This window comes from Maribacter huludaoensis (genome assembly GCF_029350945.1).
Taxonomy (GTDB): Bacteria; Bacteroidota; Bacteroidia; order Flavobacteriales; family Flavobacteriaceae; genus Maribacter; species Maribacter huludaoensis.
In genome coordinates, this window is the sequence record NZ_JARKMS010000001.1 from 233,818 (window position 1) to 254,610 (window position 20,793).

The following is a 20,793-nucleotide window of genomic DNA, read 5'->3' on the forward strand; positions in this document are numbered from 1 at the left end:
GTATAGTTAAAAAACCTTTGCCATATTTTTACGTAAGTTTAACAACGAGAAAGAAAATTGAATTGAATTCACTAGGTACTACTGCTATATTGGTATTTGCTAATTCCGCTAAGGAAGATTTAGCCAATAAGGGTATTGCCAAAGGTGAACAATTGTTTAACATTCTTACCACGGCCACACTTCGTAAAGCAAAAAATACAGGTTTGCCCGTTTTTCATTTTTCCGATGAAAACCAAATTGGCAACAGTTTTGGTGAACGTTTCACGAATGCCATAGCTTCCGTTTTTGAAAAAGGTTTTACAAGTGTTATTACCATAGGGAACGATACTCCGCACTTAAAAACACAACAACTTAAACATACTGCCAAGCAATTGGCAAAGGGCAAGTCCGTTATAGGACCATCTATTGATGGGGGTTTTTACCTTTTAGGTTTACAAAAATCGAATTTTGAGGTAGGCGAATTTCAAGATTTACCTTGGCAACGCTTTGGCTTGTACCACAAAATTACCATGTGGCTACAAGAAGAATCAACGGCATTGGTAAAATTGCCCGTTTTACAGGATCTGGATACTGAAAAAGATCTAAAGGCTATTTTATCATTCTCAAAAGACCTACCAACTACCCTGCTATTGGTGATAATAGCAATATTACGAGTAAACAGAAGTCTATACTACACTAACCAGCACTTCTTTCGTCTATTTCCAAACAGTTTTCTATACAACAAGGGCTCGCCTTTGGTTTCATTTATCTAGATCCCCCTTTATCCAATGGTTGGATAAATGAAAAACCAGTCGAAAAACTATATATGAAACACTTATTACTAGTGTTGACCTTGTTTATATGTACTATGGTCAATGCTCAAGAAACAATTACCGGTACTGTAAAAGATACCGACGGAAATACCATACCTTATGTCAACATTGTTTTGTCTGGCACGCTAAATGGCACTACCACTAACGAAAACGGCATATATACCATTGATGTGCCCAATCTTTCCGGTGCTCTTGAATTTTCCGTTTTAGGGTATGAAACCAAAATAATTACCATAAATAACAGACGAACAATTGATATAGTCCTAGGCGACTCTTCCGAGGTCTTAGATGAAGTGGTATTAACGGCTTTAGGTCTAAAACGAGAAACCAAAGAATTAGGTTATGTAGTTCAAAGTTTGGATGCCAAAGGAGTTACCGAGGTAAAATCGGTCAATTTTCTTGACAACCTTTCAGGTAAATTGGCGGGGGTAACCATCAACCAAGGTGCTACGGGTGTAGGGTCTTCCTCTAAAATTACCATTCGTGGAGAAGCTTCTTTCTCTAACAACAATCCCTTATTTATTGTAGATGGCGTTCCTATCAACAATAATTCGGTCTTTAATTTCACCAATGAAGCGGCAGCCGGATTTCAAGAAATCGATTTTGGAAACGGAGCCATGGAGGTAAACCCAGATGATATTGCAGAGGTTTCTGTTTTAAAAGGACCAAGTGCTGCGGCATTGTACGGTACTAGAGCTTCTAACGGAGTGATTATTATTGAAACAAAAAGCGGCAAGAATTCAAAAGGTTTGGGCGTTAGTTACAACACCAGCTTTTTTGTGGATTCGGCGTTTCAATTGCCCGATTTCCAGAATGAATACGGACAAGGAAATTCAGGAGAGTTCGCCTTTGTAGACGGATTAGGTGGTGGCACCAATGACCTAATTACGTACAGTTGGGGACCACGTTTAGATGTTGGTAACCTTATTCCGCAATATGATAGTCCGGTTACCTTGCCAGACGGTACCGTTGTAAGAGGTGGAGACACCGCTCTTTATAGTGGAATACCTATCACCCCTACAGAATTTAGATCACAACCGGACAACTTAAAGAACTTCTATGAAACCGGTACTACATTAATTAATAATATTGCTATTTCCAACGGATTTGATACCGGTAGTTACCGACTTTCATTTACGGACTTACGAAGCGAATCTATTATACCGGGTGTTGATTTAGACCGGCAAACGGTGAGTGCACGACTCAATTTTCAGCCAATAGATAAATTACGCATCAATTCATCTATAAGTTATATCAATTCTAATTCTGACAACAGACCGTCTAACGGTTATGGTTCAGAAAACGCAAACTATTCTTTGGTTGCTTGGGGACCACGCTCGCTGAATATAGAGAATCTAAAAAATTACTGGCAACCAGGTTTAGAGGGTATACAACAATACTCGTACAACTATACCTTTTTTGATAATCCATATTTCATTCTTAATGAAAACAGAAACTCGTTCAATAGAGATAGGGTATTCGGAAATATTTCCGCTAGCTATGATATCACAGATCATTTAACAGCAACAGTTAGAACAGGGATGGATTATTCCAGTGAACTACGCCAATTGCGAAGAGCCTATAGTTCTAATCGTTTCGCAAATGGTGGTTATGCGGAGCACGATGTATTCTATAGGGAGGTAAACACTGATTTTTTAATAAATTATACCAATCAGTTCAATGATTTTAATATAGATGTCTCTTTAGGTGGAAACCGATTAGACCAAAAAGCATTTACCTCACAATCGCAAACTACAAGTTTGGCACAACCGGGTATTTTTAGGTTATCTAACGCAGCATCACCTATTGAAGTTTTCGAATTTGAATCAAACAAGAGAATCAACAGCTTTTATGGCTTAGCAAAAATTGGATATAAGGATTTTCTATTTTTGGATGTCACCGGAAGAAACGATTGGTCTAGCGCATTGGCTACCCCTTTTTCAGTAGATAATACCTCTTTCTTTTATCCATCGGTATCCAGTAGTTTTATAGTATCCAAAGTGGTCAATTTACCTGAGGTAATTTCGTTTGCCAAGTTACGAGCAAGTTGGGCACAGGTTGGTAATGACACAGACCCATACCAAACTACAGGGGCATTTGTTGCACAAACGCCATTTAATGGGCAACCAACATTCAGCAATTCAAACACTATTGCAAATGCCGATCTTGTTCCTGAATTGACATCCTCATTTGAGGTGGGTGCTGATCTACGCTTTTTCAATGATCAACTTCGCTTTGATGTTTCCTATTACAATGCATTGACGAAGGATCAAATTATCTCATTACCTATAGGCATTTCTTCAGGATATACACAACAAGTGGTCAATGGAGGCGAAGTTCGCTCTAAAGGGCTTGAGGTCATAGTAGGTGTTTCCCCTATAATAAGTCAAAATTTTAAATGGAACAGCACCTTAAATTTTAGTACCAATAGATCAACCGTAGAAAGTTTACCGCAAGATGAAGGGCGATTAACTTTGGCGTACTCTAGAATCTATGACAGTCAAAACCAAACGGTATTTTTACAAGCAGAAGAAGGTGGTCGCGTAGGAGATCTATATGGAACCGGATACTTAAAAAATGAAAATGGAGATTTCATTTTAACCGATGAGGGTAGATATATACCGGACAATGAACTACAAAAATTGGGTAATTATAATCCTGATTTTATGCTTGGTTTTAACAACCAATTCAATTATAAAAATTGGAATATGGGCTTTCTATTAGATTGGCGACAAGGTGGAATCATAGTTTCTAGAACAAGGGCATTAGGAAATGTTGGTGGTCAGTTGGCTGAAACGGCCTTTAGACCAGAAACAGGTATTGTACCAGAGGGTTTAGTAAATACAGGCACCGATGACAATCCGGTTTATGAAGCAAATACTGTAGCGGTTTCCGCAGAAAGTTACTATCGCCAGTTTTATGATAGAAATCATGAGGAAAACAACACCTATGATGCATCATTTTTAAAGCTACGCCAACTATCTATTGGTTATACGTTTAACAATCTTAGCCTGTTCAACCAAGATGCCACGTTGAGTTTATCATTAATAGGAAAGAACTTATTTGCTATAACAGAGAATCCGCATTTTGACCCAGAGCAATTAGCAGTACAGGGACAAGGATTTATTAGTGGTGTTGAAGATATGTCATATGCCACAACAAGAAGTATAGGTTTTAAAGCCGGATTTAATTTTTAAGAAAGAAAAGATGAAACATATATATAGCATTTTAGTCTTATTGTTGGTCATTGGCTGCACAAAAGATTTTGAGGAAATTAATACGAACACCAACGATCCCGTAACTGTACAACCTAGTCTTTTGTTAAGACAGGTAATTTATGACTATGGGGAACAAATGTCATATGAAGGTTTTACTGCCGGTAACCTACTAGGACAATATAGTACCGCTCTAGACTTTAACTTATTTGACAGGCATGATTTAAAGTCGCCCCAATTAGGTGGTAATCCGTGGCCTATATTCTATCAAAACTTAAGGGATAATGAAATCATATTAAAATTGTCCCAAGAGAATGCTGCATATGCCGTTTATGAAGGTCCGGCAAGAATTATGAAGGCATACATGGCGGCCGGGTTAACAGATTTATTTGGTGATGCTCCCTATTTAGAAGCATTTCAAGGAGATACAGAAACGGTTACTCCGTCCTATGACACTCAGGAATCAATTTACATGGATGAAGGTGGTGTTTTTGATAATCTTGACAAAGGAATTTTAGCCATTCAGAATTATTCAGGTACCATAGCTTTAGAGGGAGATATTCTCTTTAATGGTGAGTTAGATGGATGGATTCGTTTTGCAAATTCATTGAAGATAAAATACTTGATGAGGGTTTCTAATAAAATAGATGTTGCATCGCAATTACAGACCATAGTAAGTGAAGGTAATTTCATTGATGATAATGAAGAAAATGCCATTTTCAACTTTACCGATGGTGAACCTAATAGTTTTAGACTTGCGCAACTTAGGGTTGGAGACTTTAACAACTATGTACTTTCTGAAACTATGGATGAAATTTTGACCAACTTGAACGATCCTCGTATTGGTCGTCTGTACCAAGCTTTTGCCAACAGTTCAGATGGTGAATACAATGGGCTTTTAAACGGTATAGACGCATCAGTTGGGGTATCATTGGCAGATTACTCTTTATTAGGTACCATTTTTAGGGAGAACACCGGATTATTGGATGCGAATTTTATGACCAGTATGGAAACCCACTTTTTGTTGGCTGAAGCTGCCGAAAGAGAATTCATTTCTGCAGATACCCAAACTTTATACAATACCGGCGTAACACAGGCATTTGCCTATTGGCAGGTAGAACTACCTGAAAATTACCTAACAGAAGATGCCCCGTTTGATAACGGCAATACTATAGAGAACATCATCACTCAAAAATGGATTGCAAATTCAATAAACGGTTATGAAGGTTGGATAGAGTATAGAAGAACGGGTTTTCCGCAATTGAAAACAATATCGGCTAGTTTAAACAATAATTTGATACCTACCCGTATGCCTTATCCATCTGAAGAAGAAGCATTAAATAATGCCAATTATACCCAAGCTTCAAATAACACGGATGGTAATAGTATTAATGTACCTGTGTGGTGGGATGAATAACCGAGTTAGGAGTTAGGAGTTAGGAGTTAGGAGTTAGGAGTTAGGAGTTAGGAGTTAGGAGTTAGGAGTTAGGAGTTAGGAGAAAAAACAAAAAATGACTGAAGTACAAATTTGGCAATGGGGATTGGTGATCACATCTAGTTTGGTGTTGTTCTTACTGTCACCGTGGGCAAAAGATACCAATCAGTTTTTTAAAGCCGTGCAAAAGAAGAAAGCGCCCTATACCTTTATGTTAATGGGCAGCCTTATCATCTCATGGATATTTGCCAAAAGTATCACCAACGCTGCAAATTTAGGTCTGGATTTTGGTATTGTTGGTGGTGTAGCCTATGCAGGCTATTATTTATCATTTGCCGTGGCAGGTATTGTCATTTATAAAATGAGGCTGCACGGCAAGTATACTAGCATACATCATTTTTTAACCTCAAAATTTGGTAAAACTGCCGTAACTATATTCTCCATATTGATTGCCTTTCGTTTGTTCAATGAAGTATGGAGCAATACCATGGTCATAGGTTCTTACTTTGGTGATATGGGCACTACCGCCTACTATTGGTCCATTTTAGTATTTACAGGTTTAACCCTAGCCTATGTTCTAAAAGGCGGCATGAGCAGTTCCATTTTTACCGATGTTGTCCAAATGGGGCTATTTTCAATACTATTAGCGGTAATATTGTTCACCATCTTTGGTAAAGACAATGCTATAACCACATCCGAAGTAATAAATTCTGGCATATGGTCCTTTGAAACCGGGCTGAATTTATTGTTCGCTGCCTTGTTGCAATCGTTCAGCTACCCTTTTCATGATCCCGTGTTGACCGATAGAGGTTTTATTAGCAGTCCTAAAGTAACATTGAAAAGTTTTCTGTGGGCAAGTGTACTTGGAGCTATTTGCATTGTTCTATTCAGCATTATAGGTGTTTATGCGCAATCGCAGGGCATGCAGGGTCAGGCAGCTGTTCAAGTAGGTAAGGCGTTTGGTACGGTAATACTATTGGTCATCAATTTTATTATGATCACTTCGGCAGCATCGACCTTGGACTCTACCTTTTCATCTTTTTCCAAATTATTGGCTCTTGACCTAAACCTTGGCAACACGGTTAAATTTGGTCGTTGGTCAATGGTCGCTGTAGCAGTATTGGGTACGGTTCCGGTCTTTTTAGATGCTGAAATATTATCTGCAACCACCATTAGCGGTACAATGGTAATCGGTTTAACCCCCGTTTTTTTATTTTGGAAAGGTAGTGCTCCTAAAATCAGTTTTCATTTAAGTGTTTTCTGCGGATTGTTATTCGGTTTTTTATTGATTTTCAATTGGTTTCCAGATAGCTTAATATTTACCACTGGCAAGTATGCCAATTTATTATGGATTAATTTTTGGGGCATCTTATGCTGCCTTTTCGTTTATATGATACCTACATGGATAAAGAAATAAAACATTTGGGCACTAAATCAGGAAAGCTGTTGCTTTTTGGAGGTGTGTACAGCAACCTACAAGCTTTGGAAAAACTAATTTCCATAGCCAAAGATGCCGGTATTGCACCAGAAAACTGTATCAGCACCGGTGATATTACCGGTTATTGCGCACAACCGGAAGAAACGGTACAGTTGTTTCAAAAATGGGGCGCTTTAAGTATTGCGGGCAATGTAGAATTGCAATTGGCAAATGATAGTGAAAATTGTGGGTGCGATTTTAAAAGCGGTAGCCGATGCGACGATTTTTCAAAAATGTGGTTTCCGTATACCAAAGGGCATTTATCACAGCAATCATTAGAATGGATGCAAGAAATTCCTGAATACATCAGTTTTGATTATGGTGGTAAAAAAGTAACCGTAGTCCATGGAAATTATGGAAATACCTCTGAATTCATTTTTAAGTCGAACGCCACGGAAAGTAAAGAAAACTGTTTTAAAGAGACTAAAAGTACTATTATCATAGCCGGTCATTGCGGGTTACCTTTTCATCAAACTTTAAAGGAAAATGTATGGCTAAACCCAGGCGTAATAGGTATGCCTGCAAATGATGGTACACCAAGGGTATGGTATATGATATTGGATATTATAGATGGTGAAGTTACTTATGCCCATCATTCATTTGAATATGATGCCGAAACCGCTCAAAAATTAATGTACAAAAACCATTTACCTGAAGCATATGGAGACACGCTTACATCTGGTATATGGGACAACATGGAAATACTCCCTGAACTAGAAAAAATGGGACAGGGAATTCCAATATATTTTAACCAAGAACAAAAAGATACGATACAAACTAAAACTCAGAAAAAGATGGCAAATACGTACTATGACCCAGCAGATTTAAGAAAATTTGGAAAAATTTCAGAATGGAGCGAAGAGCTTGGTACCAAATTTTTTGACTATTATGGTAAGGTTTTCGAAGAAGGCGCACTAAGTGCTAGAGAAAAGTCTTTAATTGCATTGGCGGTATCTCATGTTGTCAAATGTCCATATTGTATAGACGCCTATACTAAAGACGGCTTACAAAAAGGCATTACCAAAGAGGAAATGATGGAGGCGGTGCATGTAGGAGCAGCTATTGAAGGTGGTGCCACCTTGGTGCATGGAGTACAAATGATGAACAAGTATAACAAATTGTCAATGTAAATTTCGTTGTTGGTTGTTCGTTGATGGTTGTTCGTCGCATCCTTTTTTCAACAAACACTACATTGAAATTAAAGCAAGTTTAAAAAAAGTGCAAATGGAATATTCATTATGAATATTCACGGGTAAGAATAAGAAATTAATTGTTGTCATCTTAAAGTTTGAAGCATTTACAAAATGCCAACAACGAACAACGAACAACGAACAACTAAAAAATGGCTACAAAATCATTAAAAGCAAAAGGAAACGATTTAGCAGTTTCCAACAAGCAGTTAGAAATATTGAACGGAGGCATATTTGCTGATGGAGAGCTTCCTTATTTTAAAGACAAAATCGCAGATATTGGGCATTTTCCATTACGCCCCAAGAAACTTGAGATCCTACAGATTAACGTAGGCTATATGTGCAACCAAGTCTGTGAGCACTGTCATGTAGATGCTGGTCCCGATCGTAAAGAAATCATGACCCGTGAAACCATGCAGCAATGTTTAGAGGTCATCAAAAATACTGGAGCACACACCTTAGATCTAACTGGTGGTGCACCAGAAATGAATCCTGATTTTGAGTGGTTCGTAGAAGAAGCTGCTAAAGCCGGTATTAAAGATTTTATTGTTCGTTCAAACTTGACAATAATTAGGGCTAACAAGAAATATTATCACCTACCAGATTTCTTTAAAAAGCACAACGTGCATGTAATATCCTCTATGCCCCACTATACCCGTGGAAAAACGGATAAACAAAGAGGAGACGGTGTTTTTGACAAATCGATAAAAGCATTACAAGAATTGAACGAAAGGGGTTATGGCATGCCTGGCAGTGATCTAAAATTAGATTTAGTCTACAATCCGTCTGGCGCATATTTACCAGGAGATCAAGCTGCCATGGAGAAAGATTTCAAAAAAGCGCTTAAAGAAGATTTTAATATTGACTTTCACAATCTATTTGCCATTACCAATTTACCCATTGCACGTTTCTTGGATTATTTGATCGCATCAGAAAATTATGAAGATTACATGTATGCATTGGTAGAAGCATACAATCCGTCTGCAGTGGCAAATGTAATGTGTACCAACACCATTTCCATTAGCTGGGACGGTTGGTTGTACGATTGCGACTTTAACCAAATGTTAGATTTAAAAGTAGCCAGTAAGGTAAAGCATATAAAAGATTATAATGAAGATATCTTAAACGATAGAAACATTATAATATCACAACATTGCTATGGCTGTACAGCGGGTGCCGGTAGTAGCTGCCAAGGTACCGTTGCGTAAACTTAGAAATTAGGTTCAAATAAACAGAAAACACCAAACTGGTAAGATCAGTTTGGTGTTTTTTTAGTTATTAAATTTAGTATACTTCTACTCTTCCAATAACAATTCCAAATCTTTATGAAAAAGTAAAATACAACTGATACTTTTTTGGTCTATTCTTTGACAATTATAAATAGCAGTTTCCAGCTGCTGCATCATCTTATTGAAACCTCCATTTTCAAATATTAATCCATGTTCTTTTTTTAGCTCTGCGTTTTCTACCAACGCCTCTTTTAACTCTTGAATAGATTCAATATTTGGCATTTTTACAAACTCTAAATTGTCCAAATTATTAAGCTCTTCGTTCAAAGAATCAAAAGATTTTTTTACGCTGGCAGTTAAAGAATGAATATGTTCTTTTGTTACTTCCGCCATATTCTGAACCTCCATAACGCGATTATAAATTGTATTCTTGGTTGCGGTCATACTTCTATAGAAAAAAGAGAGTGTTTCATGCTGCTTATAAAGTCGTTGCAATTGCTGTTCTTTACCATCTTTTCTAGCCAACAAAATGAAAAATGCACAGAAAGAATAATCCCAATTTTCAAAACTTTGGTTAAAATGCTCTTCTCTTTTATTGAGTAAAAAATTGTATCCGTTTTCTAAGGTTTTCTTATTGTACTCTACACCCTTAAAAGAAAATGTCTTTTCCTTTGTGGTACCCTGTGCAATATTCTGAGCTTTTACAATTAAAGTTTCAATCTCCTTAATTGGCATCATTAATTCTTTTAATTCTGACTTTAATCTAGTTAAAACCGACTTTGTTGGCATACCGATCTCTAGCATTGAAGCCGATAATTTTTCTGCGTTGGGAATTTGAAAAAACCTGTTAGAAAATGTATTCTCATATTCTTTTGACAATTCTGCCCCTTGAGATTCCGACTTTATAAACTCTTCTAAAACATTGGACGGTTGCCATTCTTTTGGAACTTGGTTTAAATACATTTTATACAGCAACAACGTCATTTCCATCTGAATTTCTTCTCTATTTTCAAATAGTAACCAAGGAGATCTTTCATCAATTTCGCAATAAACGTAAGGTGATTTAGCACTGTTTTCACGTTTGTCATTTGGTGGGTGACTGGTATACATACCAACTTTAGAATGTTCCGATGCAGAAAAATACTTCTTGCCACCCCTTATATCATTAGGCAATTCTGAAAGAGCTTTAGTCTGCCCTACAGCGTTTCTTTTATTGGCCAAAGCATTATTAGTATACAAGTTTTTCACAAAAATGTTCTTTTTGCCTGCCAAAATACCATTGTTCACGGTTGTGCCCCATGCTTCTGAACCGCCATCCAATTTCCAAAGAGCAGAAATAATAGCATCACTACCCGAAGTTTTAACGGCAACTTTATCGGCATTAAATTCCATTTCTCTTGACAATGAAGAATACATTAAATTTAAAAACTGATAAAACAAATTAAGTATTTGTCTTATAACCCATATCATTGGTGTAATTACCCAAGCTGCAGCAGACAGCCTAATATCAGATGCACGCCATTGATCAAGCGCATCATCCCACTTATCCCTTTCAAAAATCATATCATGAATAATGGTGTTGGCAGAAATAATATAACTACCTATTTTCATGCTACGCTGTGCAAAATGACCGAATTCATGACTAATTACAGCTTTAAATTCAGAAAGGTTGAGGCAATCCGTGAGACCCATACCAATGGTCAATTCTTTTTTTATTGGAAGAAATAAACTTAACCACATATTACTATATGAAACGTAGGCGTTTACATCTGGATCCATATAAATGGCTTTAGGTTTTGGTGCGCCCGTTTCCTTACAAATCTGATCAATAAAACTCCATAATAATTTATTCTTTTCTTTAACCAGCTTAATTCGGTTATCGGGCTTATGGTTCTTGAGTTTAAATACAAACTTCAGTGTAAAAACAAAAAGCATTGCCGCACCGGCAATGGCACCAACCTTAAGAATAATGGTAAACTTGTTAATACGCCCCATATCATAGATTACGGCATAATAAAGTAAATAGCCCAAGGCTACTACCATGGCTGCATATAAAGCAAAAAACAAAACAATGGCTAGAATAGCCAAAAACGATTTTAATTGATAACTGCTCGTTAAACCAGTTAATTTTTTGGGAATTTCCAAAGGACTGGTAGGATAGAATTGGTTGGTCATTTATGGTTGGTTTTTGGTTTTGGTACTAACCTTAAACTTTTATATACAAGATTTATTTTAATCCTATTCCAGAAATATTACCAGGGTAAAAAGACGCTATTTAAGATTTGCAATGATTTGTATACCAACCCAATAGTTTGTTTTACTATTGAAATAGTGGCTCTTTGACAGATTTTTGGAAGTTCAACGAAAAAACAATACACTTTATCCAATTTTATAAATAAACCTTAGAGGTAAACTGTTCTATAAAAAGACCATATGGTCGGATTTACCCAAATCTTAATAATATGAACAAAAGCCTTAAGCGCATGGCAACCATGCAACGTTTACAGAATACCGGATTAGAGTTATTTTATGCACAAGGGTATTATAACACCAGTGTAGACGATATTTTAAAAAAACTAGACCTGTCTAAAGGTGCTTTTTACTATCATTTTGATTCAAAAGAAGACTATTTTATCCAGATCATTCAAAATTTACTTGCACGTAAAATTTATAGCACTTTAATAGAACCAATTGAAGGGCATGATAATCCGCTATCATTAATAACAAAATGTTTTGATGACGCTATGGAAACTGCTGTACATAATGAAATGGATTATGGTTGTATTTTAAGCAATTTCTTGACAGAATTCAACGGAAAGAACGATGTAATTATGCGCCACCTGAACGAAATTGTTACCGTCTGGGAAGTTAACCTGGTAACAACATTACAAAAAGGAAAATTCAATGGCTATTTGGACCGTCATGTTGATTGCGAAGCTGCTGCTACTTTTTTAATGAGCTCTTATTTTGGTGTTAGAACATTAATGACCAGTGAGGCGCCATCTGCGAAAAAATATAGATTTATGTCCCAACTACGTCAATACTTTAAAAGTATAGAAGCAAAGCCCGTTAATTTTTAAACCGTAGTACCTAAAATTTCCTTTATTTTCTGAACGATTGTCATAGGCTGAATAGTCTCCATGACCTTCTCATAACCATCTGGGTACTTGTTCCCATAGATAGAAGTTGGTATTGCAGGAAATTTTTCCCTGTTGGATAAAATAGCATTTTTCTCTGGCTGATTAAAAGGTGCAAAACCGGCATACGGATGCGTAACTCCCCAAACTGTTACGGTTGGCACACCATACATGGCAGCTAAATGGGCATTGCCACTATCCATTGCCAACATTAACTGAAGATTAGAAATTAGTTTAAGTTCATCTGAAAAAGATAACTTTCCTGCAACATTTTGGCAATTGCTGAATTGCTGATCCCATGTATTCAGAATTTCTATTTCTTTTTCTCCTCCACCAAACAATATAATTTTATAGTTATTGGAAGAGTTTAATATGTTTAAAACCTCTTCCATTAACGCTTGCGGATACATTTTTCCGTTAAAAGCTGCAAAAGGAGCTATACCTATTACTAATAGACCGTTAATTTCTTTAAAACTTGATACATGATCAGGAATGGGCTCTTTGGGCAAGGTTTTCATCTCTGAAACGGCAATAGGGTATCCTAACTTACCAAAAACCTCTGCATAACGCTCAAAAGTGGTTTTCAATGGAGTAAGCGTTGTTCTATTTGGATTAACAAGTGCTTTCTTAGCGGCCCTACCCTTATCAACTTGAATCCAAGGAATTGAAGAGAGTTTAAAATACTGTTTTAAAATTGTACTTCGTAATACGTTATGGATATCTGCTACAACATCAATCTGCATAGTTTTTAATTCCTTGTATAATTTCCAAAGTCCCAAAACACCCTTATGCTTTCCTTTTACATCGGCTTTAAAAACCTTTACATTAGGTATATGTGCAAAAATAGGTGCAGTAAAGGCTTTTGTTAAAACAGTAATCTTTAGCTCCGGATATTTTTTAGTAAGTCCCAAAATAACTGGTGCCGACATTGCAACATCGCCCATTGCGGACAACCTTATGACCAAAATATGTTTGTTCTTATTTATTGCCACGAAGGATGGGATTTAGTTCCTCATCATTGTACATCTTCATTTGCTTGTACACCTTCATATACTTTACACCGCTTTCAATATCTGAAAGTAATTGATCTATAGCCAGTGAAAGGTCATTTTTCTGTTCTAGTAAAACCTCTAATTTGGCTTGGCATTTTTCCCTATGTTCCAAAGTAGCATCTGCCCTTGTGGCCTCTTCGGCCATGTGATAAATTTTCAATGCCAATATTGATAAACGGTCAATGGCCCAAGCAGGGCTTTCTGTATTTATGGTCGCATTGGCCTTAACTTCTACCGATCGGTATTTGCTAAGAAAGTAACTATCAATAAACTCTACCAAGTCCGTTCTGTCCTGATTACTTGCATCAATTTTACGTTTCAGTACCAATGCATCATCAGGTTTAATATCCGGATTTCTAATAATATCCTCATAATGCCATTGTACCGTATCTATCCAGTTCTTTCTATATAGCAAATGTTCAATATCCTCTTTATCATAAGGATTGACAAAACTCTGATATACATCGTCCTTGATGTGGTACTTTTCTATACTGGTATTAAATATATTGAATGCGAATTCGCTAAACATAAATAACTTTTTTACAAAGATAAAGTTTAATGACCTAACCTACAGTTTAGTTACAAAAACTATAATAGGTACCATAATACCGGCAATTAGTAGCAACTCCAGTAACTTTGGCTTTTTAATGGATTCTAAGTAGTTGACTATAAAGATGACAGAAGGAAAAAAAGTAATAATAACGGCATTGTTGTTTTCAGAAGTCACGAGTATATTTACAATTAACCCTATTACGAATGAAAATGCTATTAAACGTAAGGTTATCACTTTACCCACCCCAGACTTACTAAGATTAATAAAGGCAGAAAATGCCAATGCCATATTGAACAAAGCATACAATGTCATTTTCAGACTTGTCCAAATTTTTATAGGAAATATTGCATTATAATCAATAGCAAAATCATAATGGTTTCCAATAAATTCTGGCTTTTCAAGCAATATTAAAATACCGTAGAGTATTATAAAAAAACAAAAACCTACGGATAGGAGTACCAACCAATTTTTTTTGTTTTTTGGGTCATAAATATAAATTGCTGCGAAAACTACCAATAAATACAATAAGGCCCATTCATAAAAAATACTTGAAATACAGATCCAAAGTCCGGCATCAAAAATTTTAAGTTTAATATTTTTTAATGATTTGATACTCAAAAGTCGCCTCATTGCCAAAAGAAGAAAAAAGCTAGTAAAAATGGCATTATTATCTCCTAAAGTATAAGGAAAAACCACAAATAGCAGCGTAAAAAATAAGATGGCAAATGAATTTGTTCCTGTGAGTTTATTACGTTTTACAATGAAATCAACAATAAAAACACTAAATAAAAGAGTAGTCAAAATAGCTCCCGACTTCGCGATTTCTACCTCGCTCAATTCAATATCAAGTAAGTAAAATTGAACCGACCAATAGAAAAGAAACAAAAAAACCAGAAGAATAATGAAATTCACCGGTTTTGTTTTCTCAAAAATGCTTGAAATCATCTAAGCTTTTTATATTTTTGCTGGTAAATATAGTAATAAGATGAAATCATTTTTTGAAGGTATCGCAGATTTGTTCGTAAATGTACTATTTGCACCGTTAGATTTTTTGCGTTTTACAGATAGCTGGGCATTATCAAATATCTTAAACTGGATATTTATGTTGATCGGTTCGGTTGCTTTTGTTTATTGGATGCTTGAATTAAAGAAGTATAATGATAAAGGGGATGAAGATACATCAAGTACTTCTCACTCATACTTATAAATTAAAATTTAATCATTTATCGGTTTCTAAATTAAAAACCGATAAATGATTAACGTCTAAAGATCGAAACCAAGGTCTTTTCTATAGTTCATTCCTTCAAAGGAAAGTTTTTCTACATTTTCATACGATTTAGATAACGCCGTTTTAAAGTTATCTCCAAAAGAAGTAATTGCCATTACCCTACCTCCGTTAGTAACCACTTTACCATCTTTAAGCGTTGTACCTGCGTGAAAAACTAAAGATTCATCAATTGCATCTATACCAGTGATTTCTTTTCCTTTTTCATAAGACCCAGGATAACCACCAGAAACGGTCATTACGGTGGTAGCAGTTCTATCATCTAATTTTAATTCCATTTCAGATAATTTTTGACTAGCTACAGCTTGCAGTAATTCTACCATATCATTTTGAATACGTGGTAAAACAACTTCAGTCTCAGGATCACCCATTCTAACATTATACTCAATGACCTTTGGATCATCACCAACCTTAATAAGCCCGATAAAAATAAAACCCTTATAAGGCATATTGTCCTTTTTAAGCCCTTCTACCGTAGGTTTTACAATTCTCTGTTCTATTTTGTCCATAAAAGCTTTATCAGCAAAAGGTACGGGTGAAATAGCGCCCATTCCGCCAGTATTGAGTCCGGTATCCCCTTCTCCAATTCTTTTGTAGTCTTTAGCCGTTGGTAGTACTTTATAGCTATCACCATCGGTCAATACAAAAACACTTAGTTCAATACCGTCTAAAAATTCTTCAATAACAACGGTGGAACTAGCCGTACCGAACTTTTTATCTACCAACATTGATTTAAGTTCAATTTTGGCATCATTAAGGTCATTTAATATAACCACACCCTTACCGGCAGCCAAACCATCGGCTTTTAAAACAAACGGAGGGTTCAGTTCTTCCAAAAACTTGAAGCCTTCCTCCACAGTTTCAGATGTGAAACTTTTATACTGAGCGGTAGGAATTTGATGGCGCATCATAAATTCCTTAGCAAATTCTTTACTGCCTTCTAGTGTTGCTGCTAATTTCTCCGGACCTATAACTGATACATTTTTCAGCTCAGCATCTTGCAAAAAGAAATCATGAATTCCATTAACCAAAGGATCTTCTGGTCCTACCATGACCAGTTCAATATTCTCCTTTAGAACCAATGTTTTAATGGCTTCAAAATCATTTACACCAATTGGTACATTAGTTGCGATTTCTTCCGTACCGGCATTTCCCGGTGCAACAAACAGTTGAGATATTTTTTTACTTTGAGCCAATTTCCAAGCAAAAGTATGCTCGCGACCTCCAGATCCTAGAATTAAAATGTTCATTATTTCAATTTTTGCAAACGTAATGTTTGCCCTTTATATAAATTATTTTGTAGAGAAATCTCTATGCTCTTTCTTTTGTAAGTCCTCTGGAGACAAGGATTTGAAATAATCGTATACGATTTTTAAACCCTCTGCTCTATGAACCTTTGGCTCCCAACCTAAAATTTCTTTCGCTTTTGTAATATCAGGCTGACGTTGGGTAGGATCATCTTGAGGAAGCGGTTTATAAATTACTTTTTGCTTCGTTCCCGTTAATGCAATAATCTCTTCTGCAAATTCTTTAATAGTGGTTTCGTGGGGATTTCCAATGTTAATGGGATCTGTATAATCACTAAATAATAATCGGTATATTCCTTCTACTTGGTCATCGATATAGCAAAATGAACGACTTTGAGAACCATCTCCAAAAACCGTTAAATCTTCTCCACGTAACGCTTGACCCATAAATGCTGGAACCACTCTACCATCGTTTAAACGCATTCTAGACCCATAGGTATTAAATATGCGAACAATACGAGTATCTAGTCCATGATGTCTATGATAAGCCATTGTAATGGCCTCCATGAAGCGTTTTGCTTCATCATAAACTCCACGTGGTCCTATTGGGCTAACATTACCATAATACTCCTCGTTTTGTGGATGAACTAAAGGGTCTCCATAAACTTCGGAAGTCGATGCCACCAAAATTCTAGCGTCTTTCTCTTTAGCGAGCCCAAGTAAGTTTAATGTCCCCAGAGAACCTACTTTTAGAGTTTCAATCGGAATCTTCAAATAATCTATTGGACTTGCAGGTGATGCAAAGTGAAGAATATAATCAAGTTTCCCTTCTAAATGAACAAATGTTGAAACATCGTGATGATGAAACTCAAAATGTTCTAATGGAAAAAGATGGGCAATATTCTTTAAATCTCCTGTAATAAGATTGTCCATTCCTATAACATGAAAGCCTTCAGCGATAAAACGATCGCATAGGTGAGAGCCTAAAAAGCCCGCAGCACCTGTAATTAGTATTTTTTTCATTTACTTAGAATCTAATTCCTCTTTATCTCTTGAAACCTTTAATCTGTTTTTTTTAGGTTTTTCAATACTAGATTTAATCTTACCTACTTTTCTTTTCAATAAAATCTTTTGTTTTAAGGTTGTGAAATTATAATTATACTTAAAAAACACATACCCCAAAATTATAATAACGGATATCAAAAAAATCACCATCCCCAAATTCTCGGCCTTACTACCTAAAACTATAAATAACACAACAAAAACTAAGTTAAAGCAACCAATGATAAAACTAGCCTGCTTATGACTTAAACCCCAAAAATCTATTAAAACATGATGCGTATGGTTTCTATCTGGTGAAAATGGACCCTTTTTATTCGCTATTCTTATGGTAAAAACTCTTGCAGTATCAAATAATGGTACTATTAGAATACTTATTGCAATAAGCGGTGCATTTTCCAATAAAAATGGTAATCCAACATATGCATCGGGTGTTAATGCTAAAAATTTTAATGTTAGAATACTAATAATATAACCAACAATAAGCGACCCGGTGTCACCCATAAAAATTTTTCTTTCTGAAGAAATATTAAATCCAAAAAATGCTAAAAGACATGCATTCAACGAAATACTTAACAATGCAAAAAAATGCTCTCCTGTTGTATAAAAGATAGTTGTGAATATCATTAAAATTACAATACCGACAATAGATGCAAGCCCGTCTATACCGTCAATTAAATTGTAAGAATTAATAATAGTAATCATTATAAAGCCTGCTATAGCAAGATATAAATAATACGGAATTTCAAATATGTTTAAAAATCCATTGAACGAATGAATAGTAAAACTTGGATTAACTAAGATAAAAGCTACCGCAAAAACCTGAGCAATTAATTTAGCCCCAGGAGATATTACGATTAAATCATCCTTTAAACCAATCATAAACAAAATGGTTAAACCCGGTATAATATAAATTGCCTCATTTAATGTATCTCGTCCGTGAATAAAAAATAAAACGAAGATTATAGTATAAAAAAAGGAGACTCCACCCAAAGTTGGCGTTTTAGCATTATGTGAGCTACGTATATTTGGATCATCCATTAATCTTTTGTACTCTACAATTCGAATAATTTTAGGAATCGTTAGATAGGTCAAAAGAAAAGACCCTATGAAAATGGCAGATGCAGTTTCTAAAAAATACAAATTTTAGTTTTTAATTATTAATACTTTTTATCAAATAGAATTTTAAAAAAAAACTTTACTAAGCTAGTTTGTCTTGAAAATCTTGTAGGTTCTTTTAAAAGTCTATACAACCACTCCAATCCTAAATTAATAAAAATTTTAGGAGCTCTCTTTTTTACACCTGAATATACATCAAAACTTCCTCCAAGACCCATATATAATGCATTATATTCTTTAAGAAAATCACGCATTAAAAATTCTTGCTTTGGACTACCCATGGCAATGAAAATAACGTCCGGTTTTTTTTTATGGAATTCATTTAATAAAACCCTATCATCACCAGGTTTAAGATAACCATTTCTAAACCCTACGATATTAATATTTCTGTAATCCTTTTTTAATTTTTTTATCGTCTTTTGAATAACCTCTTCACTTGCACCTATCAAATAAAAAGATTTTGACTCTGAAAAATTTTCAATAATATCTAACCAAAATTCAGCACCGGCGATTTTTATACTTTGAATTCCTTTTCTTTTCAATGCTAAAACCGCACCCACACCGTCTGGGTAACCAATATTTTCATTTATAATAGCATTTAATTCTTCATCGTTTTTAATCAGTTTCTCTGCATTGAGCGCTATTAATATTCGATTTTGATTAGTGATGTAACCCAAAAATTCTTCCTTAGACTTAAAGGCATGAATTCTTTTGCTATTTATTACTTGACATTTAATTTCTTGCACTTAGTAAAGAGTTATAGATGTTTTGGTATTTAATTGCATTTGTTATCCAACTTTTCTCAGTATTAACATAATTAAGCCCTTTTGATTTAAAAAGCTCTTTTTGCTTGTCGCCTAATTTTACAACATTTATCATTGTTTCAACCAAAGATTTTTTGTCACCTGCCTTAAATAAAAATCCATTTTCATTATGAGATATCAATTCTTTGATTCCTCCTACGTCACTACCTATAACAAGTTTTTCATAAGCCATGGCTTCTAAAGGTTTTAATGGCGTTACCGAATCTGTTAGTTTGTTCTTATATCTTGGATTAACAATAATATCTATCGAAGAAAAAGCTTGATTAACTTCATTTGGGTCTATAGATCCGAAAAATGTAACCCCTTTTACTTCGCTTGCTAATTTTTTTATTGAACTACTTTCAATTCCTGAACCGTAAATTAATAGTTTAGTTTCAGGATAAGCAGAATGTACCTTTTTAAAAGCTTCAATCAAAAAATCAATTCCCTCATGGGGTGTTAATGTACCAATGTACCCAAAATTCTTTCTGTTTTGAGTATTGACAATTATATTATTTGACTTTAATCGATCAATTAAAGTAACGTTAACTGCATTTTTTATTACCTTAATTTTATCTCTTGAAATACCATTGAGCACTAATTCTTCCTTAAGGTTGTCATTAATTGCAATAACTACAGAAACCTTTTTCATTACAAACAATTCTATTTGAAATAGTAATTTTTCAACAAGAATCTTTAACCTATTCTTTTTTAAATTAGCTTTACTAAGCATCCACAAAGATCTTACCTCATAAACTACAGGCTTCTTAAACTTCCAACCGTAATATATGGCCGGTAAACCACAAAAAAACATTGCATGAGCATGCAGAATTTCAGGCTTTTCAGAAATTATTAGTCTTTTTAATTTAATAGAAAAAGGTATAATTTTAAAGAAACGAGAAATTCTTTTGAGTAACCCTTTAGGACTATCTGATATGGTGTTTTCATTGTGAATAGATGTTCTGATATAAGTAATACCATCTATAAATTCTACCTTATCTGTACCGTTCTGAAAAGGTGATGTTACAGCAATTACATCAAGACCAATTTCTTTTTGTGACATTAAAATATCTCTACTACGTATACTTGAACCCGAAATCTGCGGTAAGGACTGATACAGAATATGTAAAATTTTCATCTAAAATGATATTATCCTCAAAAGTACAGTATTTTTAATGCT

At 35.1% G+C, this 20,793-nt stretch carries 17 protein-coding genes and 1 pseudogene; 9 read left to right on the forward strand and 9 right to left on the reverse strand.

Going from position 1 to position 20,793, the window contains the following annotated elements:
* Nucleotides 1-62 precede the first annotated feature (62 nt).
* From PXC01_RS01045 to arsS, 7 genes and pseudogenes are all read left to right on the forward strand, one after another.
* A complete protein-coding gene (locus PXC01_RS01045) occupies nucleotides 63-752 on the forward strand; it encodes a TIGR04282 family arsenosugar biosynthesis glycosyltransferase (protein WP_180268581.1) in 690 nt (229 codons plus the stop codon).
* A 53-nt stretch (nucleotides 753-805) separates the two neighbouring features.
* Entirely contained in the window at nucleotides 806-4,009 is a 3,204-nt protein-coding gene (locus PXC01_RS01050; RefSeq protein ID WP_276470523.1) for a SusC/RagA family TonB-linked outer membrane protein, read from the forward strand.
* Nucleotides 4,010-4,019: 10 nt separating this feature from the next.
* Nucleotides 4,020-5,444, forward strand: coding sequence for a SusD/RagB family nutrient-binding outer membrane lipoprotein (locus tag PXC01_RS01055; protein ID WP_276470524.1), 1,425 nt, complete (start codon nucleotides 4,020-4,022; stop codon nucleotides 5,442-5,444).
* A gap of 94 nt (nucleotides 5,445-5,538) precedes the next feature.
* Entirely contained in the window at nucleotides 5,539-6,879 is a 1,341-nt protein-coding gene (locus PXC01_RS01060) for an SLC5/6 family protein (RefSeq protein ID WP_276470525.1), read from the forward strand.
* Nucleotides 6,864-7,493, forward strand: a pseudogene (locus PXC01_RS01065) (metallophosphoesterase family protein); the annotation flags it as partial. The gene PXC01_RS01060 and the pseudogene PXC01_RS01065, both read left to right, overlap by 16 nt.
* 240 nt (nucleotides 7,494-7,733) lie before the next feature.
* Nucleotides 7,734-8,069, forward strand: coding sequence for an arsenosugar biosynthesis-associated peroxidase-like protein (locus tag PXC01_RS01070; protein WP_276471245.1), 336 nt, complete (start codon nucleotides 7,734-7,736; stop codon nucleotides 8,067-8,069).
* Between the two features lie 212 nt (nucleotides 8,070-8,281).
* Nucleotides 8,282-9,337 carry an arsenosugar biosynthesis radical SAM (seleno)protein ArsS gene (gene arsS / locus PXC01_RS01075; RefSeq protein WP_276470526.1) on the forward strand — a complete coding sequence of 352 codons (1,056 nt, stop codon included), beginning with the start codon at nucleotides 8,282-8,284 and terminating at the stop codon, nucleotides 9,335-9,337.
* Between the two features lie 87 nt (nucleotides 9,338-9,424).
* On the opposite strand, the gene PXC01_RS01080 is transcribed toward arsS, so the two are convergent.
* Nucleotides 9,425-11,533, reverse strand: coding sequence for a M48 family metalloprotease (locus tag PXC01_RS01080; RefSeq protein WP_276470527.1), 2,109 nt, complete (start codon nucleotides 11,531-11,533; stop codon nucleotides 9,425-9,427).
* Nucleotides 11,534-11,820: 287 nt separating this feature from the next.
* Between PXC01_RS01080 and PXC01_RS01085 the strand changes: the two genes are divergently transcribed.
* On the forward strand, nucleotides 11,821-12,438 hold the full coding sequence (locus tag PXC01_RS01085) for a TetR/AcrR family transcriptional regulator (RefSeq protein ID WP_276470528.1): 618 nt from the start codon (nucleotides 11,821-11,823) through the stop codon (nucleotides 12,436-12,438).
* Here the strand turns inward: PXC01_RS01085 and PXC01_RS01090 are convergent.
* Genes PXC01_RS01090 through PXC01_RS01100 form a run of 3 tightly spaced genes read right to left on the reverse strand, consistent with a single transcriptional unit; the run spans nucleotide 12,435 to nucleotide 15,045 of the window.
* The gene (locus PXC01_RS01090) at nucleotides 12,435-13,487 is read right to left on the reverse strand and encodes a glycosyltransferase family 9 protein (RefSeq protein WP_338089436.1); all 1,053 of its coding nucleotides are present in this window, start codon (nucleotides 13,485-13,487) and stop codon (nucleotides 12,435-12,437) included. The two genes, PXC01_RS01085 and PXC01_RS01090, sit on opposite strands and share 4 nt — an antisense overlap.
* Entirely contained in the window at nucleotides 13,474-14,076 is a 603-nt protein-coding gene (locus tag PXC01_RS01095; protein ID WP_276470529.1) for a DUF4254 domain-containing protein, read from the reverse strand. Before PXC01_RS01095 ends, PXC01_RS01090 begins: the two co-directional genes overlap by 14 nt.
* A 39-nt stretch (nucleotides 14,077-14,115) precedes the next feature.
* Nucleotides 14,116-15,045 carry a DUF6427 family protein gene (locus tag PXC01_RS01100; RefSeq protein WP_276470530.1) on the reverse strand — a complete coding sequence of 310 codons (930 nt, stop codon included), beginning with the start codon at nucleotides 15,043-15,045 and terminating at the stop codon, nucleotides 14,116-14,118.
* Nucleotides 15,046-15,085: 40 nt separating this feature from the next.
* Here PXC01_RS01100 and PXC01_RS01105 point away from each other — a divergent pair, with 40 nt between their 5' ends.
* On the forward strand, nucleotides 15,086-15,307 hold the full coding sequence (locus PXC01_RS01105; RefSeq protein WP_276470531.1) for a DUF6341 family protein: 222 nt from the start codon (nucleotides 15,086-15,088) through the stop codon (nucleotides 15,305-15,307).
* 56 nt (nucleotides 15,308-15,363) lie between these two features.
* Here PXC01_RS01105 and purD read toward each other — a convergent pair whose 3' ends face one another.
* Genes purD through PXC01_RS01130 form a run of 5 tightly spaced genes read right to left on the reverse strand, consistent with a single transcriptional unit; the run spans nucleotide 15,364 to nucleotide 20,751 of the window.
* Nucleotides 15,364-16,635: a phosphoribosylamine--glycine ligase gene (gene purD, locus PXC01_RS01110; protein ID WP_276470532.1), complete on the reverse strand. Its 1,272-nt coding sequence runs from the start codon at nucleotides 16,633-16,635 to the stop codon at nucleotides 15,364-15,366.
* 42 nt (nucleotides 16,636-16,677) lie between these two features.
* Nucleotides 16,678-17,655, reverse strand: coding sequence for a UDP-glucuronic acid decarboxylase family protein (locus PXC01_RS01115; protein ID WP_276470533.1), 978 nt, complete (start codon nucleotides 17,653-17,655; stop codon nucleotides 16,678-16,680).
* Nucleotides 17,656-18,834, reverse strand: coding sequence for a glycosyltransferase family 4 protein (locus PXC01_RS01120; RefSeq protein ID WP_276470534.1), 1,179 nt, complete (start codon nucleotides 18,832-18,834; stop codon nucleotides 17,656-17,658).
* A gap of 17 nt (nucleotides 18,835-18,851) precedes the next feature.
* Nucleotides 18,852-19,556, reverse strand: coding sequence for a WecB/TagA/CpsF family glycosyltransferase (locus tag PXC01_RS01125; RefSeq protein WP_276470535.1), 705 nt, complete (start codon nucleotides 19,554-19,556; stop codon nucleotides 18,852-18,854).
* On the reverse strand, nucleotides 19,543-20,751 hold the full coding sequence (locus tag PXC01_RS01130) for a glycosyltransferase family 4 protein (RefSeq protein ID WP_276470536.1): 1,209 nt from the start codon (nucleotides 20,749-20,751) through the stop codon (nucleotides 19,543-19,545). The genes PXC01_RS01125 and PXC01_RS01130 overlap by 14 nt, the downstream gene beginning before the upstream one ends.
* Nucleotides 20,752-20,793 lie beyond the last annotated feature (42 nt).